Raw genomic sequence first — 25,584 nt, forward strand, 5'->3', positions numbered from 1 at the left:
GTACGGAAAATCACGCCCCTTCGAGCAGCCGTTCCTTCGCGATCTTCTCGCGCCATACCAGCGGGGCGAGGTGGTGGACGTTCTGGCCCTCGCTGTCGACCGCGACCGTCACCGGGAAATCCTCGACCTCGAACTCGTAGATCGCTTCCATGCCGAGGTCGGCGAAACCGACGACCTTCGACCCCTTGATCGCGCGGGCGACCAGATAGGCCGCACCGCCGACCGCCATCAGATAGGCCGACTTCGCCTCGGCGATCGCCTTGGTCGCATCCGCCCCGCGTTCCGCCTTGCCGACCATCGCCAGCAGCCCTTGGTCCAGCATCATGGCCGTGAACTTGTCCATGCGGGTCGCGGTGGTGGGACCGGCGGGGCCGACCACTTCCTCACCGACCGGATCGACCGGGCCGACATAATAGATCACGCGGCCCCGGAAATCGACCGGCAGCGGCTCGCCCTTCGCCAGCATGTCGGCGATGCGCTTGTGCGCGGCGTCGCGCCCTGTCAGCATCTTGCCGCTGAGCAGCAGCCGGTCGCCATGCTTCCACGTCGCGACCACTTCCGGCGTCAGCGTATCGAGGTCGACGCGGATCGCCGCCTTGTCCGGCGTCCAATGGACCTCGGGCCAGTCGGAGAGCTTGGGCGTCTCCAGATAGGCCGGGCCGCTGCCGTCCAGCGTGAAGTGCGCGTGGCGGGTGGCGGCGCAATTGGGGATCATCGCCACCGGCTTGGAGGCGGCATGCGTCGGCCAGTCGAGGATCTTGACGTCGAGCACGGTCGACAGCCCGCCCAGCCCCTGCGCGCCGATGCCCAGCGCATTCACCTTGTCCATCAGCTCGATGCGCAGCGCCTCGATGTCGTTCGAGGGCCCGCGCGCCTTCAGCTGGCCCATGTCGATCGGGGCCATCAGCGATTCCTTGGCAAGCAGCATCGCCTTTTCGGCGGTCCCGCCGATGCCGATGCCGATCATGCCGGGCGGGCACCAGCCCGCGCCCATCTGCGGCAGCATCTCCAGCACCCAGTCGACGATCGAATCGCTGGGGTTCATCATCTTGAACTTCGACTTGTTCTCGCTGCCGCCGCCCTTGGCCGCGACATCGACCGAAACCTTGCTGCCCGGCACCATCTCGACATGCAGCACCGAGGGCGTGTTGTCCTTGGTATTGCGGCGGGTGAACGCCGGGTCGGCGAGGATCGAGGCGCGCAGCTTGTTCTCCGGGTGGAGGTACGCGCGGCGCACGCCCTCATCGACCACTTCCTGCAGCGAGCGGTCGGAGGCGAGGCGGCAGTCCTGGCCCCATTTGACGAACACGGTCACGATGCCGGTGTCCTGACAGATCGGGCGATGCCCCTCGGCACACATCCGGCTGTTGGTCAGGATCTGCGCGATCGCGTCCTTGGCGGCGGGCGACGTCTCGGCGGCATAGGCCTCGCCCAGCGCGCGGATGTAATCCATCGGATGGTAGTAGCTGATGAATTGCAGCGCATCGGCCACGCTGTCGATCAGGTCGGCTTCGGTGATGGTGACGGTCGTCATCGCTTCGATCCATTTCCGTACTGCTTTGCCCTGCACTACCCCCAGCGGCACACCGCTTGCAAAGATTTCGTTCACTCCTTGCCGCCTAGCATGGACGGATATCGTACGGACAAGGGTTGCGGGCTTTGCAGAACGGCGGACTGAGGGCGGCGCTGCGATCGCTGGTGCAGGGCGTGGACGACAGCCCCGCCGCACTGGCCGACCGCGCGCAGCGGCTGGTCCGCGAGGCGGAGGACCATGGCCCGACCTGGTTCTGGCAGACCGACCGCGCGGGCCGCGTCACTTATCTGAGCGACAAGATCGCCGCCGCCTTCGCCGCGCACGGCATCGATGCACCGGGCATGGCGCTCACCGATCTGGTGCGGATCGCGGGCGACGGCGGCGACGGCAGCGAACGCACCATCGCCTATCACCTGAACGCCCGCACCGCCTTTGCCGACTATGCCGTCACCCCGGCGATGCGCAGCGGCGAACCGGTGCACTGGACGCTTTCGGGCAGCCCCTATGCCGACCGCTTCGGCCGGTTCGAGGGGTTCGTCGGCACCGGCAGCGATACCGGCGCGATCCGCCGGTCCGACGCGGCGATCACCCGCCTCGCGCTGTTCGACAGCCTGACCGGGCTTGCCAACCGCCAGCGGATGCGGCTCGCGCTCGAACAGGCGCTGGCGCAGGGCGGATATGACGGGACCGCGCTGTTCCTGCTCGACCTCGACCGGTTCAAGGCGGTCAACGACACGCTCGGCCATCCGGTCGGCGATGCGTTGCTGAAGCAGGTCGCGGCGCGGCTGACCGCGTGCGTGGGCGAGGCGGGACTCGTCGGGCGGCTGGGCGGCGACGAGTTCCAGGTCGTGCTGCCGCGCACCGGCGACCGCATCGGCCTCTCGGCACTGGCGCAGAGCATCATCGCCGCGCTGTCGCAGCCGTTCTTCATCGATGCCGCGACCGTCTCGATCGGCGCGTCGGTCGGCATCGCGCTGTCGCCCGATCACGGCGCGACGCCCGATGCGCTGGTCGAGCACGCCGACCTCGCGCTCTACGCCGCCAAGCACGCCGGGCGCGGGGTCCACCGCTTCTTCCACGACGCGCTGCTCGACGGGGCGCGGGCGCGCAAGCAGCTCGAGGCCGATCTGGCGCAGGCGCTGGGCCGCGACGAACTGCGCCTCGTCTACCAGCCGGTCGTCCATACCGCCGACGGGGCGATCCACGGTTATGAGGCACTGCTGCGCTGGGACCATCCGGCGCGCGGGCGGCTGATGCCCGCCGACTTCCTGCCGATCGCCGCCGATTGCGCGCTGATCGAGCCGATCGGCGAATGGGTGTTGCGCACCGCCTGCGCCGAAGCGGTGCGCTGGGGCGGGGATATCCGCCTGTCGGTCAACCTCGCCGATGCGCAGCTGCGCAATCCGGCACTGCCCGGCCTCGTCGCCAATGCGCTGGCGCGATCGGGCCTGCCGGGCGACCTGCTCGAACTCGACATCGCCGAGGCGAGCGTGCTGCACGACCTGCCCGCCGCCGCCCGCCGCCTCGCCGCGCTGAAGGCGATCGGGGTGCGGCTGGCGCTCAACGATTTCGGCGCGGGTCCGGCGTCGCTCGCCTGCCTGCGCGCGCTGCCGTTCGACCGGATCAAGATCGACCGCGCCTTCATCGAAGGGGTCGGCGACGCAAGCGGGCGCAATGCCGCGGTGGTGCGCGCGGTGGTGACGCTGGCCGATGCGCTGGGGATCGAGACGACCGCCAAGGGCGTCGCCTATCACGACGAGATCGCGTCGGTGCAGGCGCTCGGCTGCACCGCGATTCAGGGCTTCGTCTATGACGAACCGTGCGATGCGGACACGGCACGCGCGCGGCTGGCGCATGGCGGGCGCGCGGCGACCGTCGCCGGCCCCAGGGCCAGTCGCGCGCCACGCACCCGCATGCTGCGATCGGCGACCGTCGAGGTGGCGGGGCGCCCGGTCGGCGCGCGCATCCGCGACCTGTCTTCCACCGGCGTGCTGATCGACTCGATCGACCTGACGCAGCAGCCGCTCGGCCAGCCGCTGCGCATCGAGATCGCGGAGGGCGAATGGGCGCCCGCCCGGTTGCAATGGGCGAGCGACGGGCGCGCCGGATTGCAGTTCGACCAGCCGATCGTGGTCGATCGCCGCGTCATGCGGCGCAGGCGCGGCAGCGGCGGTTGACCCCTTCGCGCCCATGGGGTTAGCGACCGGGGCATGACCACGCCCCCGCTTCCCGAAACCGAGGCCCAGGCCGCCGCCGAACTCGCCGAACTGGCCGCCGCGATCGCGCGGGCCGATGCGCTGTACCACGGCGAGGACGCGCCCGAACTGAGCGACGCCGAATATGACGCGCTGGTCCGCCGCAACCGCGCGATCGAGGCGGCGTTCCCCGCGCTGGTCCGCGCCGATTCCCCGTCGCAGCGGGTCGGCAGCGCGCCGTCGGGGCATCTGGCCAAGGTCGCGCACGCCCGGCCGATGCTGAGCCTCAACAACGCCTTCGCCGACGCGGACGTCGCCGAGTTCGTCGCGAGCGTCCGCCGCTTCCTGCGCCTGTCGTCCGACGAGGCCGTGGCGCTGACCGCCGAGCCGAAGATCGACGGCCTGTCCTGCTCGCTGCGCTACGAGGATCGCAAACTGGTCCGCGCGCTGACCCGCGGCGACGGCGCGGTGGGCGAGGACGTGACCGCCAACGTGGCCACCATCGCCGACATTCCGCAGTCGCTGCCGCCGCAAGCCCCCGACGTGTTCGAGGTGCGCGGCGAGGTGTACATGGCCAAGGCCGATTTCGCCGAGCTGAACGCGCGCCTGCTGGCGGAGGCGGTCGACCCGGCCAGGGCACGCCAGTTCGCCAACCCGCGCAACGCCGCCGCCGGATCGCTCCGGCAGAAGGACGCCGCCGTCACCGCCAGCCGCCCGCTCAGGTTCCTCGCCCACGGCTGGGGCGAGGCGACCGCCCTGCCCGCCGATACCCAGGCCGGGGTGGTCGCTGCCTTGCGCGACTGGGGCTTTCCGATTGCCGATGCATTCCAGCGATGCGAAGGGGTCGACGCGGCGCTCGCCGTGTATCGCGCGATCGAGGAGGCGCGCGCCGACCTGCCGTTCGATATCGACGGGGTGGTCTACAAGCTCGACCGGCTCGACTGGCAGGAGCGGCTGGGCTTCGTCGGGCGCGCGCCGCGCTGGGCGATCGCGCACAAGTTTCCCGCCGAACGCGCGCAGACGACGCTCCGGGCGATCGACATCCAGGTCGGGCGCACCGGCGCGCTGACCCCGGTCGCGCGGCTGGAGCCGGTGACGGTCGGCGGGGTCGTCGTCACCAACGCCACGCTGCACAATGCCGACGAGATCGAGCGGCTGGGCGTGCGCGTCGGCGACCGGGTGGTCGTGCAGCGCGCGGGCGACGTGATCCCGCAGGTGGTCGAGAATCTGACCGCCGATACCGCGCGCGAGCCGTTCGTGTTCCCGACCGAATGCCCGGTGTGCGGCTCGCTCGCCGAACGCGGCGAGGGCGAGGTGGTGGTGCGCTGCACCGGCGGCCTGATCTGCCCGGCGCAGCGGGTGGAGCGGCTGATCCATTTCGTCTCGCGCCATGCGTTCGACATCGCCGGGCTGGGGCAGACGCTCATCGAAGCCTTCTTCGCCGACGGCCTGATCGCCTCGCCTGCCGACATCTTCCGTCTCGACGTCGAACAGCTGGCGGCGCGTAAGAAGGACGGACGGGTTTGGGCGAACAATCTGATCGAAGCGATCGAGGCGCGGCGTACCGTCTCGCTCGATCGGTTCCTGTTCGCGCTGGGCATCCGGCATGTCGGCGAGGTGACGGCACGTGACCTCGCCCGCCGCTACGAAACGCCGCGTGCCCTGGCCCGGATGATCGTGCGCGGGCTTGCCGTGCGGGCAACGACCGTACCGCAGATCGGTGAGGCCGATCGCAAGTTCGTGCTGCGCCGGGGACGGGCGCTGGTTGCCGCGATCGATACGCCGGGCATTGGCCCGGAAGTGGCCGACTCGTTGCTCGCGTTCTTCGCCGAGCATCACAATCGCGATGTCGTGAAAGACCTGCTGCGACAGGTCCGTCCCCTGGACGTGAAGCACCGGACGATCGCGTCCGAACTGACCGGCAAGACGGTGGTGTTCACCGGCAGGCTGGAGACGCTCAGCCGCGACGAGGCCAAGGCCCAGGCCGACGCGCTGGGCGCGCGGGTCGCCGGATCGGTGTCGAAGAAGACCGATCTGGTGGTCGTCGGTGCCGACGCCGGATCGAAACGCGCCAAGGCCGAGGAACTGGGCATACGGGTGATCGACGAAGCGGGCTGGAACGCGATCGTTTCGGGCGCAACGTGATGTTTTTGCAACGCACCAAAAGAGACTTGGCGGCCCCACTTCCGGTTGTCGCAAAATAGAAATATGCCGGGTTCATGGGCGCGGGGACGGTGAATCACACCGCCCGACCAAGTTGCGAGTCGCGCCGGAAAACTGCGATTCAAAGGGGACTTATGAACACCAAGCTGTACGCCGGCGTGGCCTTTGCCGCGCTCCTCCTGCCCGCCTCGGCCTTCGCACAGTCGACCGCGTCGACCGAGATCGACGATGCCGATACCATCGTGGTGACCGGCACGGTCCGGCGCGACGTCGGCGGCGTGGAGGTTCCCAACCAGCCCAAGGCGAAGGTGACGCTCGATTCCGAGATCATCCAGCGCCAGCGCCCCGGCCAGACCGTGAACGAGATCATCAATCTCGTCCCCGGCGTCAGCAACCTGTCGAACGATCCCTATGGCTCGGGCGGCGGCGGCTTCCGTATCCGCGGGTTCGATTCGTCGCGCATCTCGCAGACGCAGGACGGCATCCCGCTGAACGACACCGGCAACTATGCCATCTACACCAACCAGCAGCAGGATTCGGAAACGCTGGAATCGGTGACGGTCAACCTCGGCGCGACCGACGTCGACAGTCCGACCGCATCGGCCGTCGGCGGCACCGTCAACATCCGTACCCGCATTCCGGGCGACAAGCTCGGCGCGCTCGCCTCGGCGTCGTACGGCGACTTCGACTACAATCGCGCGTTCGGCATGATCGACACCGGCGACATCACCGGCATGGGCACGAAGGCGTTCGTGTCGGGGTCGTGGACGACCTATCGCAACCCGTTCAACAACTACGGCAAGATCCGCAAGCAGCAGTTCAACGCCCGCCTGTACCAGGAAATCGGGTCGGACGGCGACTTCGTGTCGATCGCGGGCAACTATAACGAGAACCGCAACAACTTCTTCGGCTCGGCCCCGCTGCGCGACGATGCCAACCGCGCGCCGGGCACCGGCTCGGGCAACCGCTTCCCGCGCACGATCGAGGAAGCGACCTACAACATCAACTATCCCTGCACCGGCACGTCGGTCGTCACCCCGGTGCGCGGCACCGCACAGTCGGCGGCGAGCTGCGGCACCGAGTTCGACCGGCGCTACAACCCGTCGAACACCGGCAACATCCGCGGCAATTCGCGCTTCACGCTCGCCGACGGCCTCGTCCTGACGATCGATCCGAGCTTCCAGTACGTCAAGGCGAACGGCGGCGGCACGATCACCGGCCGCGAACAGCAGCGCACGATCAGCGGCCAGAACTACACCGGCTTCTCGGGCAACGCCTATTACTTCGGCACCGACCTGAACGGTGACGGCGACACGCTCGACCAGGTCACGCTGCTCTCGCCGAGCCAGACGCAGACCCGCCGCTACATCCTGATCTCGAACCTGGTCTACAACCCGACCGAGAACCAGACACTGCGCCTCGCCTATACCTTCGATCGCGGTCGGCATCGCCAGACCGGCGAAGTCGGCGGCGTGTATTCCAACGGCGAGCCGTTCGACGTCTTCCCGGTCAACAACCCGATCACCGACCTGAACGGCAACGTGATCCAGAAGCGCGACCGTAAGTCGTTCGCGCAGCTGAACCAGGTGTCGGGCCAGTATCGCGGTTCGTTCTTCGACAAGACGCTGGTGCTCGACCTCGGCGTGCGTGCGCCCTTCTTCAAGCGCGAGCTGGACCAGAACTGCTTCACCACCTCGGCGGGCGGTTTCGTCGACTGCATCCCCTACCTCCGCCAGGCGGACTATGCGGCGCAGAACCCGACCTTCGCCCGCCCGCAGCAGCGCGAGTACAACTATAGCGCGGTGCTGCCGAATGTCGGCTTCACCTACAACTTCACGCCGCAGGCGAGCGTCTTCGCCAGCTATGCCAAGGGCCTGTCGGTCCCCGGCACCGACGTGCTGTACAACGCCTTCTTCTATGCGCCGGGCCGTCCGGGCGCCGAGCCGCAGCCGGAGCGCACCGACAGCTTCGATGCGGGCCTGCGCTATCGCTCGTCGCAGGTGCAGGCACAGGTGGGTGCGTTCTACACCACCTTCGAGAATCGCATCGCCACCGCGTTCGACGCCGACCTCGGCGAAAGCGTGTCTCGCAACATCGGCGAAGTGACCCGCTGGGGCGTCGACGGCAGCATCTCGTACAGCCCGATCCGCGAGATCACCGCCTATATCTACGGTTCGTACCTGAACTCGGAGATCAAGGACGATCTGCTCGGCGGCAACTGCTCGGCCACGCTGGTCTCGCAGCGTGCCTATGGCTGCACCGCGACCACGCAGCAGTATTTCTTCCCGACCGGCGGCAAGCAGGAATCGGGCGTGTCCGAATATATGTTCGGCGGCCGGCTCCAGGCGAACCTCGGCCCCGTCGAAGCAGGCGTGCAGTACAAGCGCACCGGCCCGCGCTACATCAACGACAGCAACCTGCCGCTGGTGACGCGCTCGGTATCGACCGCGGGCGTGGTGACGACGACCGAACTCTACCCGGCGAAGACCCCCGCGTTCGACATCCTCGATGCCGATGCCCGCTTCTCGATGGCGTCGTTCGGCCTCGAGAAGACCTTCTTCCAGCTCAACGTCACCAACATCCTGAACAGCTTCTACATCGGGTACGTCAGCGGACAGACCAACGACACCTCGGTGCCGTTCGTCCAGATCGGTGTTCCGCGCACCGTCAGCGGCTCGCTGGTCTTCTCGTTCTAACCAACGGTCAGTCCCGCTATCGGAACCGCCGTCCCGGCAACGGGGCGGCGGTTTCCGTTTGGGCGGGGGTCCGCTAGACACCCGGTTCCCAACCCGCCCCCGGCATAGTAAGAGGTCAGCCGGGGGCCAGACACGTGACGGAGCGCATGACGCCGAAGCCCGCCATTTTCTCGCGCCCCTTCTTCGAGCAGAAGAATCGCGCCTTCTGGCTGCTGCAGGCGGCGGGCTGGTCCGGCTATCTGATCCTGCGCTCGGTATCGACCGTGGCCAGCGTCGCGTCGCTGAAGAGCGTGCTCGGCAATATCGTCGAGGTGATCGTCGGCTATTGCCTGACGCTGCTGATGAGCGTGCTCTACGGCTATTACCGCTCGCTGCCGCGCGTGCCCGCGATCTTCCTGACGCTGTGTACGCTGTCGGCCGCGACCTTCGCCTATTCGCTGATCGACGCCTTCGTCTTCACCTTCATCCGCAACGTGTCGCCCGACGTCAGCTTCTCGCTGGTGCTGGGCACGCTGTTCCTGAACTTCACCGTGCTGGCGGGCTGGTCGGCGCTGTATTTTGGGATCAACTTCTACCTGGTGGTCGAACAGCAGGTGGACGAGATGCAGATGCTGGAGATGCAGGCATCCTCGGCGCAGCTGGCGATGCTGCGCTATCAGCTGAACCCGCATTTCCTGTTCAACACGCTCAATTCGATCTCGACGCTGGTCCTGTTGAAACAGACCGAGAAGGCGAACGTGATGCTCAGCCGCCTGTCGTCGTTCCTGCGCTACACGCTGGCGAACGAACCGACCGCGCACGTCACGCTGGAGCAGGAGGTTGAAACCCTCAAGCTGTATCTCGATATCGAAAAGATGCGGTTCGAGGATCGTCTGCGCCCCAGTTTCGATATCGACAGCCGCGTCGCCCACGCCCGGCTGCCCTCGCTGCTGCTGCAACCGCTGGTCGAGAATGCGATCAAATATGCCGTCACCCCGCGCATCGAGGGGGCCGACATCGCGCTCACCGCGCGGCTCGTCGGCAACCGGGTGCAGATTGCCGTATCGGACACCGGCCCCGGCTTGATCGAGGGGCCGAAGCGGCCGACGCTGTCCACCGGTGTCGGGTTGCAGAACATCCGGGACCGGCTGGCACAGGCATATGGCCCCGATCACCGGTTCGAGACCCGCTCCGGCGCGGGCGGCGGATTCGTGGTCGAGATCGAACTGCCGTTCCAGACGCAAGAAGTCATCAAAGAGGCCGCATGACCATCCGTACCATCCTAGTCGACGATGAATCGCTGGCGATCCAGGGCCTCGAACTGCGGTTGCAGGCGCATGAGGATGTCGAGATCATCGACCGCTGCATGAACGGGCGCGAGGCGATCCGGTCGATCAAGACCCACAAGCCCGACCTCGTGTTCCTCGACATCCAGATGCCGGGGTTCGACGGTTTCTCGGTGGTGCAGGGGCTGATGGAGGTCGAGCCGCCGCTGGTCGTGTTCGTCACCGCCTATAGCGACCATGCGATCCGCGCGTTCGAGGCGCAGGCGGTCGATTATCTGATGAAGCCGGTCGAGGAATCGCGGCTCGCCGACACGCTCGACCGGGTGCGCCAGCGCCTGTCGGAAAAACGTGGCCAGGCCGAGGTCGAGAAGCTGAAGGAAGTGCTGGCCGAGGTCGCGCCCGACACGGCGGCCGAGATGGAGGCGGACGAGAGCGGCGACGCGCTGGGCGCCAACCGGTTCGAGAAGCTCATCAACATCAAGGATCGCGGGCAGATCTTCCGCGTCGACGTCGACACGATCGAGATGATCGAGGCGGCGGGCGATTACATGGTCATCAACACCGGCGACAATTCACTGGTGCTGCGCGAGACGATGAAGGATCTGGAAAAGCGGCTCGACCCGCGCCGGTTCCAGCGGGTGCACCGCTCCACCATCGTCAACCTCGACCTCGTCAAGCAGGTGAAGCCGCACACCAACGGCGAATGTTTCCTGATCCTCGAATCGGGGGCGCAGGTGAAGGTCAGCCGCTCGTACCGCGACGTGGTGGCGCGCTTCGTCCACTGATGACCGGGTTCGTCGTTGCGGCGCTGTACCGCTTCGTTGCCGTCGCCGATCCGCAAGCCGTGCGCGATGCGCTGGAACCGGTGCTCGCTGCGCAGAGCGTGCGCGGCACGCTGCTGATCGCGTCCGAAGGGGTGAACGGCACCATCGCCGGATCGGCGGCGGGGATCGATGCCGCGCTGGCGGCGATCCGTGCCCTGCCCGGTTGCGCCGACCTTGCCCCGAAGTTCAGCACGGCGGCGGTGATGCCGTTCCACCGGCTGAAGGTACGGGTGAAACGCGAGATCGTGACGATGGGCGTGCCGGGCACCGATCCGACGCGCATCGTCGGCACCTATGTCGCGCCCGCCGACTGGAACGCGCTGATCGCCGATCCGGAAACGGTCGTGATCGACACCCGCAACGCCTATGAGGTCAAGGTCGGCACCTTCGCCGGGGCGGTCGATCCCGGCACCGACAGCTTCCGCGACTTTCCCGACTGGTTCCGCACCAACCGCGAGGCGTTGCTGGCGGGCAAGACCAGGGTCGCGATGTTCTGCACCGGCGGCATCCGCTGCGAGAAATCGACCGCCTTCCTGAAGGGCGAAGGGGTGGAGCAGGTCTATCACCTCGACGGCGGTATCCTGAAGTATCTGGAGGACGTGCCCGCCGAAGCGAGCGCGTGGCAGGGCGAATGCTTCGTGTTCGACGAGCGCGTCGCGGTGGGCCACGGACTGGTGCCGGGCACCCACGCCCTGTGCCGGGGGTGCCGGATGCCGGTGAACGACGCCGACCGCGCGTCACCGGAGTATGTCGAGGGGGTGCAGTGCCCGGCCTGCGCGGGCACCCGCGATGCAGCGACGCTGGCGGGCAAGGCGGAACGGCACCGGCAGGTCACGCTCGCGGCGGCGCGCGGCGAGGCGCATGTCGGCGCCCGGATGGCGGCGGAGGAGTAGCACCGCCGTTCCCGTTCGCCCCGAGCGAAGTCGAGGGACGTGTCGCGAGCGCGACGCACGGTGTCTCGACTACGCTCGACACGAACGGGGGGTGGTGCGGATAGGCCTACCGCATGACCCGCGCTCCCGGCCAGCGCCGGGATGGCGGACAGAGAATTACTCCGCCTCGTCGCCCTCGACGTCGGCTTCCGGCTCGGCATCCTCGGCAGGCGTCTGGAAATAGGCTTCGACCGGGCCGGACAGCTTGATCGTCAGCGGCTGGCCCTTGCGGTCGACCTTCTTGCCGAGCGCGACGCGGATCCAGCCTTCGGACATCGAATATTCCTCGACATCGTTGCGCTCCGCTCCCTTGAAGCGGATGCCGATGCCGCGCTCCAGCACCGGCTGGTCGAAGAACGGGCTGCGCGGATTGATCGAGAGGCGATCGGGGGGCGTATCAGTCATGGGCGCGGCCCATGCCGCAAAACGCCCGCCCCGCCAAGTGCAAAGGGCGGAGGAGATGCTCCCCCGCCCCCGCCCGGTCAGTTGCAGACGCGCACGCGCACCGTCCGGTCGTAATAGGGATCGTAGCGCCGCTCGACCCAGCACCGGTTATAATTCTGGTAGCGATAGGCGTAATAGCCGTCGTTGGGATAGAAGCCCCGCTGGCGGTAGAAGCGGTCGTCATAGTCGTAGGCGAAGCCGCGGTCGCGATAGTAACGGTCGCGATAGAAGCGATCGCGCGGGGCGGTGAGCGCCGCACCGATCGCGAGGCCCGCGATGCCCGCCACGACGGCCGCACCGGCGGCGTTGCCACGGTCGCGGTAATAGCCGCGGCGCCACTGGGCGTCGGCAGGGGCGGCGGCGGTCAGCGCGGTCGCGGCCAGGGTCACCCCGAGGCCGGCCTTGGTCAGCAAGGTCTTCATGCCTGTGTCTCCTCAAACCTGCCCGGCGTCGGCTACCTCGCCGCACGACCGGGTCGACGCCATCGCGCCGATGATGGATGCTGTGCCACGACCCGACTGAACGGACGCGGAACCGGGCATTCACGGGCCGTTTATTATGGGGATACAGGCAAGGGACGCGCGATGGCATATTGGCTGCTGAAGTCCGAACCCGACAGCTATGGCTGGGACGATCTGGTGCGCGACGGCGCGACCGAATGGGACGGGGTGCGCAACCACACCGCCGCGAAGCATCTGCGCGCGATGGCGGTCGGCGACGGCGCGCTCTTCTATCATTCGGGTAAGGACAAGGCGGCGGTCGGTCTCTGCCGGATCGCGCGGACTGCCCGGCCGGACGGCGACGAGGGCTGGGTATCAGTACAGGTCGCAGCGGATGCGCCCCTGCCCCGCCCGGTACCGCTGTCGGCGATGAAGGGGGCGGCGGCGCTGGCGGACATGGCGATGCTGCGCCAGTCGCGGCTGTCGGTATCGCCGGTGACGGACACGGAGTGGGCGGCGATCCTCGCGCTGGCGGGGGAGTAGCTTCCCCCCTACACCCCGTTCGGTTCGAGTAGCGATCGAGCACAGTCGAGAGCGCGTATCGAGAACGGATTGCCACGAACGCTGCGTTCTCGACGGACGCTTCTCGACTGCGCTCGAAGCTGCTCGAACCGAACGGGGGGTCGGGGAAAGACCCTTACGCCCCGTCCACCCGCGCCAGCCGGGGCGACAGCAGGTGCACCGCCAGCAACGCCACGAAATACGCCGAACCCGCCACGACGAACAACGGCGCATAGCTGCCGATGCTGTCGAGCACATAGCCCGCATATTTCGCCATCAGCATCCCGCCGACCGCGCCGACGGTGCCGCCGATGCCGACCACCGATCCCACCGCCGCGCGCGGAAACAGGTCGGAGGGGAGCGTGTAGAGATTGGCCGAGAACGCCTGATGCGCCGCCGTGGCGATGCCGATGACGAGCACCGCGACCCACAGATTGTCGATCGACTGGGCGAACAGCACCGGCAGCACCGCAAAGGCGCAGACCAGCATCGTCACCTTGCGCGCGAAATTGACGCTGCGCCCGCTGGCGATCAGCCGCGACGACAGCCAGCCGCCCGCGACGCTGCCGAGGTCGGACAGCAGATAGATGGCGACCAGCGGCGGCCCGAAGCTGAGCAGGTCGAGATCATAGCGATCGCCCAGATAGCCCGGCAGCCAGAACAGGAAGAACCACCAGATCGGGTCGATGCAGAACTTGCCCAGCGCATAGGCCCAGGTCTCGCGCCTGGCGATCAGCCGCTTCCACGCGATCGGCTGTACCGGATCGGCCGGGTCCTGCTCGATCCACGCCAGCTCGCCGCCCGACAGCTTCCGGTGATCGCGGGGCGAGCGGTAGAAGATCAGCCATGCCGCCAGCCAGACGAGGCTGACCACGCCGGTGACGACGAACGCCATGCGCCAGCCATAGGTGACGGTCAGCACCGGCACCGCCAGCGGGGTGATGATCGCGCCGACATTGGCCCCGGCGTTGAATACGCCGATCGCGAAGGCGCGTTCCTTGGCCGGGAACCATTCGGTCACGGCCTTGATGCCTGCGGGGAAATTGCCCGCCTCGCCGATGCCGAGGCCGAAGCGTGCCATGGCGAACTGGGTGACGCTGTACGCCCCGCCGTGCGCGATATGCGCGACCTGCCAGATGACGAAGGCGACGGCATAGCCCATGCGCGCGCCGACCACGTCGACGATCCGCCCGAAACCGATATAGCCGATCGCATAGGCGAGCTGGAAAAAGAAGATGACGTTGGCGAAATCGGTCTCGGTCCAGCCGAGATCCGCCGACAGCGTGGGCTTCAGCACGCCGATCATCTGCCGGTCGACGTAATTGATGACCGTGGCCATGAACAACAGGCCGACGATCCCCCAGCGATAGCGGCCCGCGCGCGCTACCGCGCGGTCGATGCCGTCATTCTGCCCCGCTTCCATGCAACGCCTCTCCTTGCACACCCACGCCGGTGGCCGCATCGATCGTGCAGCTCACCCGCAACTCGCCGAAATCGGCGTCGAACGCTTGTCCCGGCGCGACCGGGTGGACCCCCGTGACCGCGCCCGACGAAACCCATTGTCCCGGTGCCAGCGTGCGCCCGCGCGCCGCCAGACAGTCGATCAGGAACGATACCGCCCCGATCGGCCCGTCGAGCATCTGCCGCGCGGTGGCGCGACCGACGACCTGCCCGTCGATCCGCGATTCGACCGGCCAGTCCATGAACGCCAGGTCGCGCCAGCCGGTCAGCTCCTGCCCGATCGAGAGGCCGTAGTTGTTGCCGTAATCGCTGATCGTGACCAGCGGTCCGTCGGCGTTGATCCCCCGGTGCGGCGAGCTGGCGATCTCGATCCCGACATGGATCGTATCGATCAGCTCCATCGTCGCTTCGATCGACAGGCCGGTGCGGCCCGCCGCGGGCGCGCGCGCGATCCGGACGCAATATTCGGCCTCCGCCGCCGCGAACCCGTCGGCGATCACCGGCATCCGCCCGGCAGCGGGGAGATGGACCTGGTCGGCGAAGATCGGCCCGGCCAGCCGGTTCGATCCCAGTGCGGCGTCGAGCGGTGCGTTGATCCTGCCGACCTTCCACCCCGCGACTGCCCGCCCGTCGAGCGCGATCGCATGGTCCTGGATCGCATAGGCTTCGGCCAGGGTCGTCGGACGCACCCCGGGATAGGCGGAGAGACCGCGTGCCTGCCGCCGCGCGTCCACGAATGCGCGTGCGATCCGATCGCGATTGTCCATGCCCCGCCCTCTCCTTCTCCGTTGCCGATGGCCTATAGGAAACCGGTGTCAAAAACAAGCGGGCGAAATCGACGCCCCGCGATTGGCGCGGGGCCACGGCAGCGCTATCGATCGGATATGCAGAAGAGCGGCCAGCCCACCATCAACGATGTCGCCCGACTCGCAGGCGTGTCGAAAAAGACCGTCAGTCGCGTCATCAACCAGTCGCCGCTGCTGAACGCGGAGACGCGCGAGCGGGTGCAGGCGGTGATCGCCGACCTCGGCTACAGCCCCAATCCGCAGGCGCGCGCGCTGGCGCTGCGCCGCAACTTCCTGATCGCGCTGATCCACGACAATCCCAATGCGCAGATGGTGCTGAACGTGCAGCAGGGACTGCTCGAGGTGCTGCGCGATACCGAATTCGAGCTGCTGGTCCATCCGGTCGATCGGGGCGCGCCCGACATGGCCGAGGAAATCCGCCGCTTCCTCGAACGGCAGCGCCCGTACGGGGTGATGCTGTTGCCGCCGATCTCGGAGAATGACGCGCTGGCGGAACTGTGCGCGCAGATCGGCTGCCGCTATGTCCGCATGGGGTCCGCGCCGTTCGACGATCGCCACAACATGGTGTCGTCGAACGATCGCGAGGCGGTGCGCGGCGCGGTGGAGCATCTGTTCGCCGCCGGGCATCGCCGGGTGTGCATGATCGCCGGGCCGCACGGCTTCCGCTCCGCGCACGAGCGGCAACAGGGCTATGAGGAAGCGCTGGCGGCGGCGGGGATCGCGATCCAGCGGACGTGGATCGCGCAGGGGGATTATACCTTCGAATCGGGCATGCGCGCCGCCGAGCGGCTGCTCGACCTGTCGCCGCGCCCGACCGCGATCTTCTGCTCGAACGACGAAATGGCGGCGGGCGCGCTGCATGTCGCGCGGCAGCGCGGACTGGAGGTGCCGCACGACCTGTCGATCATCGGCTTCGACGATACCTCGATCGCGTCGCACCTGTGGCCGCCGCTGACCACGGTGCGCTGGCCGATCGCGACGATGGCGCGCGCCGCCGCGCTGAAGCTGATCGGCGAGGGCGAGGACGACGATGCCGCCGAGCCCGACGCGCTGTTCGTCTCGACGCTGATCCGCCGCGCCTCGGTCGCGGCCCCGGCGGGGTGACTTGCCCGCACCGATGACACCGATTACCATAGCCGCCACAAGAACTTGGCCGGACGGGAGAGGGTCGGTGACGGAACGGGCGCGGATCGGGCGGCGCGGGGTGCTGGGCGGTGCGGCGGCGCTGACCCTGCTGCCGCATGCGGCATGGGGTGCGGGCGATCCGGTGGTGCAAGGCCCCGCCGGGCGCTGGCAGGGCACGCGCGAGGGCGGCGTCGCGGCGTTCCGCGGCATCCGCTATGGCGCGGACCCGACGCCCACCCGCTTCCAGCCGCCCGCCCCGCCCCGCCCGTCACGCGAAACCCTCGCCGCCAACACCTACGGCCCGACCTGCCCGCAGCGCGGATCGGGCACGGACCGGCGCGAGGACTGCCTGTTCCTCAACGTATGGACACCGGAGGCACGGGCGGGCGCGAAGCGGCCGGTGATGGTCTATTTCCACGGCGGGGCCTATTCGGGCGGCACGGTGGTCGACCCGCTGGTCGAGGGCGCGCGGCTGGCGGCGGCGGGCGACGTGGTGGTCGTGACCGTCAACCACCGGCTGAACGCGCTCGGCTATCTCTATCTCGCCCGGCTCGATCCGCGTTTTCCCGACAGCGGCAATGTCGGGCAGCTCGATCTGGTGCTGGCGCTGCAATGGGTGCGCGACAATATCGCGGGCTTCGGCGGCGCCCCCCGGCGGGTGATGGTGTTCGGCCAGTCGGGCGGCGGAGCCAAGATCGCGACGCTGATGGCGATGCCCGCCGCACGCGGACTGTTCCACGCCGCCGCGACGATGAGCGGGCAGCAGGTCACGGCATCCGGCCCGCTCAACGCCACCCGCCGCGCACAGGCGCTGCTGGCGCGGGCGAAGGCGACCCCGGCGGAGGCGGCAACGATGCCGGTCGAGGCGCTGATCGATGCGCTGGCGGCGGAGGACCCGATCCTCGGCGGCGGGGTCTATATGGGGCCGGTGCTCGACATGCGTTCGCTGGAGCGCCACCCCTTCTGGCCCGATGCGCATCCGCAGGCGCGGACGATCCCGATGATCCTCGGCAACACGCGCGAGGAGACGCGGGCGTTCATCGCGCCCGACGGGCCGGTGGTGCGCGGGCTGGACTGGAGCAACCTCGCCGCGCGCATGGCGCCGCAACTGCGCGTCGACGCGCATCCCGAATGGGTGGTGGCGCAGTATCGCGCGCATTTCCCGGCGATGACGCCGACCGACGTCCTCTATCGCGCGACCACCGCCGGGCGCAGCTGGCCAGGACAGGTGATCGAGGCGGATGCGATGGCGGCGGCGGGTGCGGCGGCGTGGGTCTACCAGCTCGACTATGGCGCGCCGCTGCGCCCCGGCGGCGGTGCGGGGCATACCGACGACATCCCGCTGGTGTTCGGCACGCTCGACGCAGCCGGTTCGGTCAGCGGCACCGATGCGGCGGCGCGCGCGCTGTCGGCGCGGATGATGGCGGCGTTCGTGTCGCTGGCGCGCAGCGGCACGCCGGGGGCGGACTGGCCGCGCTATACCCTGCCGCGCCGCGCGACGATGGTGTTCGACCGGACCAGCCGGGTGATGGACGACCCGCGCGGCTGGGAACGCGAATTGTTCGCGCGCTTTCCCTATGTTCAGCCGGGGACGTGAGACTCGCGGCGGCGCGCGGTCGGTCGCCACGCCGTCCAGAGCAGCTCTAAGCTCGCCGCCGCCGCCACTGCGGCAAAGGGGAGCGGCGGCAGGGTGGCGGCGAACCCGACGAACGGCTGCCCGTCCCATAATGCGAACGACAGCGACTGGATCGGCAGGACCACCGCGACGACGGCGAACGGCGCGCCGCCGCGCCGGTCGCGCCACCACAGCCCCGCCGCGATCGCCGCCGACACCAGTTGCGCGGCGTGGAAGCTCGGCTCGAACCCCGGCGGAAAACCGGGAATCCATCCCGCCAGCCGCCCAAGCACCGGCGGCAGGACCAGCAGCACCGTCGCCAGCATCGCCGCCGCATGGCGATCCGCCCGCCGCCGATGGACCAGCGCATCGCGCACCAGCAGCGGCAACAGGATCATCGACATGGTATCGATCGGGGCGAGCCGTCCGCCGAACCGGGCGTTGAACGGATTGGCGGCGGCGACATGGGTGGTCGCCAGCGCCACGATCGCCAGCGCCGCCCCGGCAGCGAACAGCGGTACCGCCACGAACAGCGCCCGCCCGAGCGCGGCATGCAGCGCGAAGCGTCGCGTCGCGATCGCCCGGCTCTGCGCCCATGCCAGCGCCAGCCACAGCGTGCCCGCGATGCCATGGACGTGATGCGCAAGCGACGCCCCGCGCAGGTCGGCGAAATACCCCGGCCAGAAGGCCAGCACGATCAGCGGCAGCAGCGCCGCCAGCCACCAGTGCGCCCGTGCATATCGCATCGCTTCACTCCCCCCGGAGACGGCGTAGCGATACCATATCCCCGGTTGCGGAACCAGCGAGGGTCGCTCAGTCCGCCGCCTGCGCCAGCGGATAGCTGATGACCAGCGCCAGCGGTTCGCGCCCGCGCTGTGCGATGCCGACGCTCGCGCCGCTGTAGAGATACACCGTCTGCCCCGGTCCTACCCGCCGGGTCGTGCCGTCGCTGGTCACATCGCCCTCGCCCGATACGACGTGATAGACCTCGTCATGGTCGATCGGGTGCAGGCCGATCGCCGCGCCCTTGTCCAGCGTGCGGCGGCGGAACTCCATCGTCCGGCCGGGCACCGTGTCGGTGATGCGCCATGCGGTGCTCATGCCGATGGCCCCGTGCGGCGTCGGCTGGCGGATGCGGGTGGCGTCGTCGGTGACGACGACCATCGGCGGCCCCTTCGCCCGCCCGCTCGCCCAGCCCAATCCGCCCGCGACATGGGCGAGCACGCGGGCGTCCGCCCAGCTTTCCTTGCGGTGGCCGAGGCCGGTGTAGAACACCCGCCCCGCCCCGACCCGGTGCGCCCAGGCGAGCGGGCGCGGATTGACCTCGTTCGCGCCGATCGAGCGCGGGTCGAGCGTCAGCAGATGGGTGAGCGCAGGCGACAGATCGTCGAACCAGTACCATTCGTCGGCGATCGCGAACTGCCGGGGCAGCGGCGCGGTGGCGGGATGCGGCACGGCGGTGCGCGTCACCTGCCCCGTTGGCGTACCTTCGGGATGGCGGGCGAAGCGGCCGCCGATCAGCGCGGCGTAATCGCTCCAGCCTGCATGCGAATCGGCGGCGGCATGGATCGCGACCAGCCCGCCGCCGCGTTCGACGAAACCGGTCAGCGCGGCACGACGCGGCCCGACGAACCATTCGCTATCGGGCTTCTTGCGATCGGTGGTGGTGGACACCAGCACGATCGCGGCAAAGCGGTCGAGCGGCCGGTCGAACAGCGCCGGATCGTCGCTCGCCACCGGCTCCAGCCCCTGTTCGCGGGCGATGGTGCTCAGCGCGGCGACGGCGGCGGGGATCGAGTCATGGACGAAACCGGTCGCGCGGTGGAACAGCAGCACCCGGTCGGGCTTCGCCTCCTGCGCCGCAGCGGGCATGGCGACGAAGAGCAGCGACAACAGGGCGTGGCACGCGGCGCGCGGCAGTCGGTGCATCCTCGATCCTCTCGCTTCGTCGTGATGACGGTGGGAGGATGATGCCGGGGTGACACCGGTTTCTCAAGAGAAAACCGCGGGTTGAGGAGGACAGAGGATGAAACTTCCCGTCGTCATTCCCGCGAAGGCGGGAATCCATAGACGCCGCCGTTGCGCATCTTGTCCGCACGTCGGCGCATATGGATTCCCGCCTGCGCGGGAATGACGACGGTGCTCCCTACTCCCGCAACGCCCTCGCGTCGCACCGATCGATCCGCACCGGATTGCACCGCGCCATCGCGCCGCCGGGCAGCGTCACGGTGAAGCCCAGCCCCGCCGGATCGGGTGCGCCGGGATAGTAATCGGTGCTGACCGCCTGCGCCCCGCTCGCCGCCGCCGCCTGCGCCTTGGCATGGTCGCCGGTGCGCGCTTCCACCGTATTGGCGTCGGTGCGGGTGCGGACGATCGTGCCCGCCGTCACCCAGTCGCGGATGCGTGCGCCGTCGACCAACGGGTCCTGCACGATCTGCACGACGCTCTCGGCCTCGCCCGACGGATACCAGCCGAACATCGCCCGCCCCTTCAGCGAGGCGTGCCCGGCGCGATAGGCATCGGACACGGCCTTGCGCACATCGAACAGCACATAGACCCTGCCCCGCGCCCGTTCGAGCGACGGCCAGCCCCCCGTCGCCACCGCCCCTGCCAGCGTCGGCGCAGTCCCGCGCACCATGTCGGGCGTCAGCAGCCGGGTGCCGAGGCTTGCGCGAATTTCCCCGTCCAATGCGTCGAGCAGCCCCGCATCGTCGAGCGGCAGCGGGCTGGCGATCTCGGGACGGGTCGACGGCGTGTCGGCGGCGTTGATCGTCAGCATGATCGGCAGGTGCCGCGGATGCGCGCGCGACCATGCCGCGATCTCCCCCAGACAGCGCGTGAGCGTCACGCAGGTGCTAAGGTAATCCACGTCGGGAATGTGGAACACCTTGTATCCGGGTCGCAGCATCGCCGCGCGGTCGAAGCCGGTCGCCTCGCCCGCTGCCCGCGCGATGGCTTCCCCCTTGGGATCGGCATAGCGCCCACCCTTCGGATCGGCGAAGATATCGATCTCCAGCTGCCGCACGCCGCGGTCGAGCTGGTCCCTGAGCGGCAGGTGATAATAATCGAGCGCGTCGGCGAGCTTCGCATCGCGCGCGCGAAGGACGCGCATCACCGAAGCGGGGATGCGCGCCTTGAAGCTGTTGTGCGACCCGACGACCTGCACGTCGGCCATGGTCGGTGCCGGTACCGGGGCAGCCGCAATGGCCGCCCCGCATCCGATCGCGAACAGGAACTTCCGCATCAGAACTCCGCCCGGACGCCGAACAGCACGGTGCGCCCGTAATAGTTGATCTCGCCGAAGCGCAGCTTGCTGTCCTGATAGGCATAGGCCCGCGCGCCCGCCAGGTTGATCGCCTCGACGCTGGCCATCAGCTTCGGCGTGATGCGGTAGGAGAAATTGCCGTCGAGCGATCCGAACGGCGCGACGTAATTGGGCGTCTGCGTCGTGCTGCCGGTGCCCGCCAGATAGGTGTCGCGCCAGACGTACGACAGCCGGGTCGAAATCGGCCCCTTGTCGTAGAAGCCGACGAGGTTGAAGCTGTTCTTCGACAGCCCGATCAGCTGGTCGACGATCACGCGCGCACCCGCCGTATAGCTCGCCTTGACCGAAGTGTGGGTGTAGGACGCCTGCACGCCCAGCCCGTCGAACGGCGCGGGCAGGAAGGTGAAGACCTGGTTATAGGCCGCTTCCACGCCGTACACCTTGGCATCGCCGCCGTTGACCTGCGTGCTGAGCAGCACCGTGCCGCGGCCGGGGATGTCGATATTGACGTTCTGCGCGGTGATGTAATCGTCCATCGCCTTGTAGAACACCGCGCCGGTCAGCGCCCCCGACGGCGCGAAATACCATTCGAGCGAACCGTCGAACTGGGTCGCGAGGAAGGGTTTGAGCTCCGGATTGCCGCCGCTGGCGGTCGGTGCGTCGGTCGACACGGTGATGCGCGGCGCGCTGTCGGTCACGTTGGGGCGGGTCAGCACCCGGCTGGCCGCGAGACGACCGATCAGTGTCGGGCTGATCTCGGCGCGCAGGTTGGCGCTGGGCAGGATGTTGTCGAAGGTGCGCGGGAAGCTGACCGCCCGCGGGGTGCTGCCGAGCGTCAGCGTACCGCTCGCCACCTGATCGGTATGGACATAGCGCGCGCCGATATTGCCGGTGACGCTGACGTCGCCCAGCGGAAAGGTGTAGTCGGCGCGGACATAGCCCGCCGTGATCTTCTCGCGCGTCACGAACGACGAGCGCAGGTCGCCCGCGCTCAGCGGCGACGCGGCGACGGCGGGGGTGAACAGCCGGTCGAAGAAGCTGCCGGTATCCGGCACCGCCCACGTCCGCGGGGTATTGCCGTCCACGTCCTTCAGGAAATCGCCGTACGGCAGCGCGATCATCGCCCCGCTGCCCAGCACCGACACCGGCTGGCCGGTCAGGGTGTTGATGTTGAAATCGCGGCGGAAATAGTCGCGCTTGCGCCAATGGTACTCGCCGCCCGCCGACAGCTTCGTCAGGAAGCCGTCGACATCGCGCGCCACGTCGAAGCGGGTGTATGCGTCCCAGTCCTTGCTGTCCTTGGGCGCGATGTTCAGCGTCTGCACGACATAATTGGCCGGATCGTTCAGGTCGCGGGTCGTCGTGATCGTCGGCAGCACCTTGTACCCGCCCGACGCATCATAGGTCAGCGGCGCGAAGAACAGCGCGCGGCTGCGCACCGTGCCTTCGCGGTAGCTGGGGTGGAAGCTGTGCGCCGAAGACCAGTTGGCGGTGGCCGAGACATGCCAGCGATCGGGGTTCCACGCCTGCTTCAGCCCGATGGTCAGCAGGTCGTGGCGGTTGAGGCTGTATTCGCGCGACGCCATGAAGCGCACGTCGTTGATCGTCGCGGCGACGACGGTGTTGCCGTCGATCTTCTGCGATCCGGCGACCGGCACCGGGCGGTGGCCGGAGATGCTGGTGTCGTCGGGATAGATGTCGATGCCATATTCGTCATAGGCAACGTCCAGCCGCGTCGCGAGCACGTCGAGCGTGGTCTCCAGTTCCGGAGTCGGTCGCCACTGCGCAGAGACGATGCCCGACAGCCGGTCGCGCTGCTCGGTCTCGATCGTGGGGCGGGTGCGGGTCGGCGTGTAGAAGCCGTTGCCGAGCACGCCCGAGAAGCGGTTGAGGTTCCAGCCGAAGTTCAGGAACCGGTCGTTGCGGACGTCCTTGCCCCAATATTGCGCGCCCGCGAGGATGCCGAAGGTGCCGTCGTCGGTCGTCGCGCTGTGCAGCACGGTGGCATTGGGGCGCACCCGGTGCGTCTGCCCGGTATAGGTACCGCGCAGGTTCAGCGTGGTCTTGCTGCCCACGTCGAGCGGGCGGAAGGTGGTGACGTCGATATTGCCGCCGAGCGCCCCCTCGGTCATGTCCGGGGTCGGGGTCTTCACCACGTCGATCCGCGCGACGAATTCGGCGGGCAGCATCTCGAAGCGGAACGAGCGGCCCTGCGCGCCGCCGTTCTCGATCAGGTCGTTGAGTGCCACCGAACGCCCGTTCAGCAGCGTGTTCTGGAACTGCGGCCCCAGGCCGCGGACGCTGACGTACAGCCCCTCGCCGCGCGGGCGGGTGATCGCGACGCCGCTGACCAGCTGCAACGCCTCCGCCACGTTCTGCGCCGGGAACTTGCCGATGTCGGTCGATGCGATCGAATCGACGCCGTACGCCGCCTGCCGCTTGGTCTGCGTCGCGGTGGCGAGGCTGCGGGCATAGGAGCCGGTGACGACGATCTCGTCGCTATTCGTGTCTTTCCCGGCAGGCGCGGGCGCGGTCTGCGCCAGTGCGGGCGCGGCCAGCGCCAGCGCGGCGAGGGTGAACGGCAGGGTGGCGCAACGTGCGCGGAACTTCGGTGACATGATGACGAACAATCTCCCCCTTCGCACGTCCGGTGCGAAGCCCGTGGGCGCCGCTAGGGGCGATCCGTGACAGCGCCGTGTAATAACGATTGCAATTTTACGAATTAACACTTCCGCAGGCGGCTTGCATCGAAGGGATGAAATCCGCATGGTCCGGCACCCGTCCCCCGACGCGCGCAGGAGCCAAGCGCCATGCCCCGGTCCGCCCCCGCCGCGCACGGCGTCCCGCGCCGCTCGATGGCCGTCGCCGCCTTCTCGACCGTGGTCGAATGGTATGACTTCACCCTGTACCTGTATCTCGCGACCGTGCTGTCGCGGGTGTTCTATGGCGAGGGCGGCACGTCGCTGCTGGCGACGCTCGGCGGCTTCGCGATCTCGTATCTGATGCGGCCGCTGGGTGCGGTCGTGTTCGGGCGGCTGGGCGACCGGCACGGGCGGCGGGTGATGATGCTGACGTCGATGGCGCTGATGACGGTGGCGATGCTCGGCATCGCGCTGTTGCCGACCCGCGCGGCGATCGGCCCGGCGGCGGGGTGGCTGCTGCTGCTCCTGCGCTGCGTCATGGCCTTCTCGGTCGGCGGCGAATATACCGGCGTCGTCGCCTATCTGTTCGAGGGCGCGCGGCCCGAACGGCGCGGGCTGGTGACGTCCACCGCATCGGCGGCGAGCGAGGTCGGCGGGCTGCTCGCGGTCGGCATCTCGGCGGCGACGGTGGCGGCGATGAGCGCGGAGGCACTGGCGGCATGGGGCTGGCGCATCCCCTTCTTCTTCGGTGCCGCGCTGGCGGGAGCGGTGGCGCTGGCGCGATCGACGCTCAGCGAATCCCCCGATTTCGAGCGGCAGCAGGCAGAGGGCACGGTGCCCGCCGCACCGCTCGCCCATGTGCTGCGCCATCATCGCGCGGCGGTGGCACGGGGTTTCGCGATCTCGGCGCTGGGGTCGATCACCTATTATGTCGGTATCGTCTATGTCCCGACCTTCCTGACCGGCACCGGCGCGATGCAGGAGGGCGACGCGCTGTGGCTGTCGACGATCGCGGCGGTGATGGTGATCGCGGTGACGCCGCTTGTGGGCCTGCTGTCCGACCGGATCGGGCGCAGGCCGGTGCTGCTGGGCGTGTGCGCCGCCGCCGCGCTGCTGCCCGCGACGATGTTCGCGGTGATGGCGGGGGGATCGCCGGTGACGGCACTGGGCGGCGCGCTGGTGCTTGCGGCGCTGGGCGGGGCGATGAGCGCGGTCGGCGCGGTCGCCACCGCCGAACAGTTTCCGGGCGAGGGGCGGCTGACCGGCCTTGCGCTGGGGGCCACCGCCGCCACGGCGATCTTCGGCGGGCTGGCCCCGCTCGCCTCCGAACTGCTGCTGGCGTGCACCGGATCGCCGATGGCGCCCGGCATCCTGATCGCGCTGGTCGCGCTCGGAGTCGCGCCGGTGCTGGTCGGCATGCGGGAAACCCGGCCGCCCCGGCACGCCGCGCACGTGCTTCGGTAGCGACCCGTCCCGCCCGACCGGAAATTAGCCTTTGCTTCACGAAGCTTGGGCATGATCCCCCCCATGGCGGGGACAGGGGCACGACAGCTGGATATCGCGGGCATCGCACCGCCCGCCCGCGCCTTTCGGTATACCAAGCGTGCCGGATTAAC

19 protein-coding genes are annotated in these 25,584 nt (G+C 68.7%); 10 read left to right on the top strand and 9 right to left on the bottom strand.

Annotated features, from left to right (window positions below; genetic code table 11):
• Positions 1 to 10: 10 nt before the first annotated feature.
• Complete coding sequence (locus ABLE43_RS02915; RefSeq protein ID WP_348976978.1) at positions 11 to 1,534, bottom strand: fumarate hydratase; 1,524 nt, start codon at positions 1,532 to 1,534, stop codon at positions 11 to 13.
• A gap of 125 nt (positions 1,535 to 1,659) precedes the next feature.
• Between ABLE43_RS02915 and ABLE43_RS02920 the strand changes: the two genes are divergently transcribed.
• From ABLE43_RS02920 to trhO, 6 genes are all read left to right on the top strand, one after another.
• Positions 1,660 to 3,711, top strand: a complete 2,052-nt coding sequence (locus tag ABLE43_RS02920) for an EAL domain-containing protein (protein ID WP_348976979.1) — start codon at positions 1,660 to 1,662, stop codon at positions 3,709 to 3,711.
• Positions 3,712 to 3,744: 33 nt separating this feature from the next.
• The gene (gene ligA, locus ABLE43_RS02925) at positions 3,745 to 5,874 is read left to right on the top strand and encodes an NAD-dependent DNA ligase LigA (protein ID WP_348976980.1); all 2,130 of its coding nucleotides are present in this window, start codon (positions 3,745 to 3,747) and stop codon (positions 5,872 to 5,874) included.
• Positions 5,875 to 6,026: 152 nt separating this feature from the next.
• Positions 6,027 to 8,588 carry a TonB-dependent receptor gene (locus ABLE43_RS02930; RefSeq protein ID WP_348976981.1) on the top strand — a complete coding sequence of 854 codons (2,562 nt, stop codon included), beginning with the start codon at positions 6,027 to 6,029 and terminating at the stop codon, positions 8,586 to 8,588.
• A 146-nt stretch (positions 8,589 to 8,734) separates the two neighbouring features.
• Positions 8,735 to 9,835 (top strand): sensor histidine kinase, encoded by a 1,101-nt coding sequence (locus ABLE43_RS02935; RefSeq protein ID WP_348976982.1) that lies wholly within the window; start codon positions 8,735 to 8,737, stop codon positions 9,833 to 9,835.
• Positions 9,832 to 10,638 carry a LytR/AlgR family response regulator transcription factor gene (locus ABLE43_RS02940; RefSeq protein WP_348976983.1) on the top strand — a complete coding sequence of 269 codons (807 nt, stop codon included), beginning with the start codon at positions 9,832 to 9,834 and terminating at the stop codon, positions 10,636 to 10,638. The genes ABLE43_RS02935 and ABLE43_RS02940 overlap by 4 nt, the downstream gene beginning before the upstream one ends.
• Positions 10,638 to 11,570 (top strand): oxygen-dependent tRNA uridine(34) hydroxylase TrhO, encoded by a 933-nt coding sequence (trhO, locus tag ABLE43_RS02945; RefSeq protein ID WP_348976984.1) that lies wholly within the window; start codon positions 10,638 to 10,640, stop codon positions 11,568 to 11,570. Before ABLE43_RS02940 ends, trhO begins: the two co-directional genes overlap by 1 nt.
• 156 nt (positions 11,571 to 11,726) lie before the next feature.
• On the opposite strand, the gene ABLE43_RS02950 is transcribed toward trhO, so the two are convergent.
• Together ABLE43_RS02950 and ABLE43_RS02955 are read right to left on the bottom strand one after the other, a co-directional pair.
• Positions 11,727 to 12,014, bottom strand: coding sequence for a DUF3297 family protein (locus ABLE43_RS02950; RefSeq protein WP_348976985.1), 288 nt, complete (start codon positions 12,012 to 12,014; stop codon positions 11,727 to 11,729).
• Between the two features lie 77 nt (positions 12,015 to 12,091).
• A complete protein-coding gene (locus ABLE43_RS02955) occupies positions 12,092 to 12,475 on the bottom strand; it encodes a hypothetical protein (RefSeq protein WP_348976986.1) in 384 nt (127 codons plus the stop codon).
• 162 nt (positions 12,476 to 12,637) lie between these two features.
• Here ABLE43_RS02955 and ABLE43_RS02960 point away from each other — a divergent pair, with 162 nt between their 5' ends.
• The gene (locus tag ABLE43_RS02960; protein ID WP_348976987.1) at positions 12,638 to 13,036 is read left to right on the top strand and encodes an EVE domain-containing protein; all 399 of its coding nucleotides are present in this window, start codon (positions 12,638 to 12,640) and stop codon (positions 13,034 to 13,036) included.
• A gap of 154 nt (positions 13,037 to 13,190) precedes the next feature.
• Here ABLE43_RS02960 and ABLE43_RS02965 read toward each other — a convergent pair whose 3' ends face one another.
• Both ABLE43_RS02965 and ABLE43_RS02970 read right to left on the bottom strand, forming a co-directional pair.
• Positions 13,191 to 14,477, bottom strand: a complete 1,287-nt coding sequence (locus ABLE43_RS02965; protein ID WP_348976988.1) for an MFS transporter — start codon at positions 14,475 to 14,477, stop codon at positions 13,191 to 13,193.
• Positions 14,458 to 15,282 (bottom strand): 2-keto-4-pentenoate hydratase, encoded by an 825-nt coding sequence (locus ABLE43_RS02970; protein ID WP_348976989.1) that lies wholly within the window; start codon positions 15,280 to 15,282, stop codon positions 14,458 to 14,460. The genes ABLE43_RS02965 and ABLE43_RS02970 overlap by 20 nt, the downstream gene beginning before the upstream one ends.
• A 117-nt stretch (positions 15,283 to 15,399) precedes the next feature.
• Between ABLE43_RS02970 and ABLE43_RS02975 the strand changes: the two genes are divergently transcribed.
• Together ABLE43_RS02975 and ABLE43_RS02980 are read left to right on the top strand one after the other, a co-directional pair.
• A complete protein-coding gene (locus ABLE43_RS02975) occupies positions 15,400 to 16,425 on the top strand; it encodes a LacI family DNA-binding transcriptional regulator (protein WP_348976990.1) in 1,026 nt (341 codons plus the stop codon).
• 67 nt (positions 16,426 to 16,492) lie between these two features.
• Positions 16,493 to 18,043, top strand: a complete 1,551-nt coding sequence (locus ABLE43_RS02980; RefSeq protein ID WP_348976991.1) for a carboxylesterase/lipase family protein — start codon at positions 16,493 to 16,495, stop codon at positions 18,041 to 18,043.
• Here ABLE43_RS02980 and ABLE43_RS02985 read toward each other — a convergent pair.
• The 4 genes from ABLE43_RS02985 to ABLE43_RS03005 form a co-directional block, all read right to left on the bottom strand.
• Positions 18,028 to 18,807, bottom strand: a complete 780-nt coding sequence (locus ABLE43_RS02985) for a hypothetical protein (protein ID WP_348976992.1) — start codon at positions 18,805 to 18,807, stop codon at positions 18,028 to 18,030. The two genes, ABLE43_RS02980 and ABLE43_RS02985, sit on opposite strands and share 16 nt — an antisense overlap.
• A gap of 67 nt (positions 18,808 to 18,874) precedes the next feature.
• A complete protein-coding gene (locus ABLE43_RS02995; protein ID WP_425475224.1) occupies positions 18,875 to 19,990 on the bottom strand; it encodes a ThuA domain-containing protein in 1,116 nt (371 codons plus the stop codon).
• A 217-nt stretch (positions 19,991 to 20,207) separates the two neighbouring features.
• Positions 20,208 to 21,305 (bottom strand): Ca2+-dependent phosphoinositide-specific phospholipase C, encoded by a 1,098-nt coding sequence (locus tag ABLE43_RS03000; RefSeq protein WP_348976993.1) that lies wholly within the window; start codon positions 21,303 to 21,305, stop codon positions 20,208 to 20,210.
• A complete protein-coding gene (locus ABLE43_RS03005) occupies positions 21,305 to 23,944 on the bottom strand; it encodes a TonB-dependent receptor (RefSeq protein ID WP_348976994.1) in 2,640 nt (879 codons plus the stop codon). The genes ABLE43_RS03000 and ABLE43_RS03005 overlap by 1 nt, the downstream gene beginning before the upstream one ends.
• A 192-nt stretch (positions 23,945 to 24,136) precedes the next feature.
• Here ABLE43_RS03005 and ABLE43_RS03010 point away from each other — a divergent pair, with 192 nt between their 5' ends.
• Positions 24,137 to 25,432, top strand: a complete 1,296-nt coding sequence (locus ABLE43_RS03010) for an MFS transporter (RefSeq protein ID WP_348976995.1) — start codon at positions 24,137 to 24,139, stop codon at positions 25,430 to 25,432.
• Positions 25,433 to 25,584: the final 152 nt, after the last annotated feature.

This window comes from Sphingomonas silueang, assembly GCF_040049155.1.
Taxonomy (GTDB): Bacteria; Pseudomonadota; Alphaproteobacteria; order Sphingomonadales; family Sphingomonadaceae; genus Sphingomonas; species Sphingomonas silueang.

Coding starts and splice junctions, on each gene's coding strand:
- ABLE43_RS02915 (WP_348976978.1), bottom strand. CDS start 1,534: ATGACGACCGTCACCATCACCGAAGCCGACCTGATCGACAGCGTGGCC.
- ligA (WP_348976980.1), top strand. CDS start 3,745: ATGACCACGCCCCCGCTTCCCGAAACCGAGGCCCAGGCCGCCGCCGAA.
- ABLE43_RS02930 (WP_348976981.1), top strand. CDS start 6,027: ATGAACACCAAGCTGTACGCCGGCGTGGCCTTTGCCGCGCTCCTCCTG.
- ABLE43_RS02935 (WP_348976982.1), top strand. CDS start 8,735: ATGACGCCGAAGCCCGCCATTTTCTCGCGCCCCTTCTTCGAGCAGAAG.
- ABLE43_RS02940 (WP_348976983.1), top strand. CDS start 9,832: ATGACCATCCGTACCATCCTAGTCGACGATGAATCGCTGGCGATCCAG.
- trhO (WP_348976984.1), top strand. CDS start 10,638: ATGACCGGGTTCGTCGTTGCGGCGCTGTACCGCTTCGTTGCCGTCGCC.
- ABLE43_RS02950 (WP_348976985.1), bottom strand. CDS start 12,014: ATGACTGATACGCCCCCCGATCGCCTCTCGATCAATCCGCGCAGCCCG.
- ABLE43_RS02955 (WP_348976986.1), bottom strand. CDS start 12,475: ATGAAGACCTTGCTGACCAAGGCCGGCCTCGGGGTGACCCTGGCCGCG.
- ABLE43_RS02960 (WP_348976987.1), top strand. CDS start 12,638: ATGGCATATTGGCTGCTGAAGTCCGAACCCGACAGCTATGGCTGGGAC.
- ABLE43_RS02965 (WP_348976988.1), bottom strand. CDS start 14,477: ATGGAAGCGGGGCAGAATGACGGCATCGACCGCGCGGTAGCGCGCGCG.
- ABLE43_RS02970 (WP_348976989.1), bottom strand. CDS start 15,282: ATGGACAATCGCGATCGGATCGCACGCGCATTCGTGGACGCGCGGCGG.
- ABLE43_RS02975 (WP_348976990.1), top strand. CDS start 15,400: ATGCAGAAGAGCGGCCAGCCCACCATCAACGATGTCGCCCGACTCGCA.
- ABLE43_RS02985 (WP_348976992.1), bottom strand. CDS start 18,807: ATGCGATATGCACGGGCGCACTGGTGGCTGGCGGCGCTGCTGCCGCTG.
- ABLE43_RS02995 (WP_425475224.1), bottom strand. CDS start 19,990: ATGCACCGACTGCCGCGCGCCGCGTGCCACGCCCTGTTGTCGCTGCTC.
- ABLE43_RS03000 (WP_348976993.1), bottom strand. CDS start 21,305: ATGCGGAAGTTCCTGTTCGCGATCGGATGCGGGGCGGCCATTGCGGCT.
- ABLE43_RS03005 (WP_348976994.1), bottom strand. CDS start 23,944: ATGTCACCGAAGTTCCGCGCACGTTGCGCCACCCTGCCGTTCACCCTC.
- ABLE43_RS03010 (WP_348976995.1), top strand. CDS start 24,137: ATGCCCCGGTCCGCCCCCGCCGCGCACGGCGTCCCGCGCCGCTCGATG.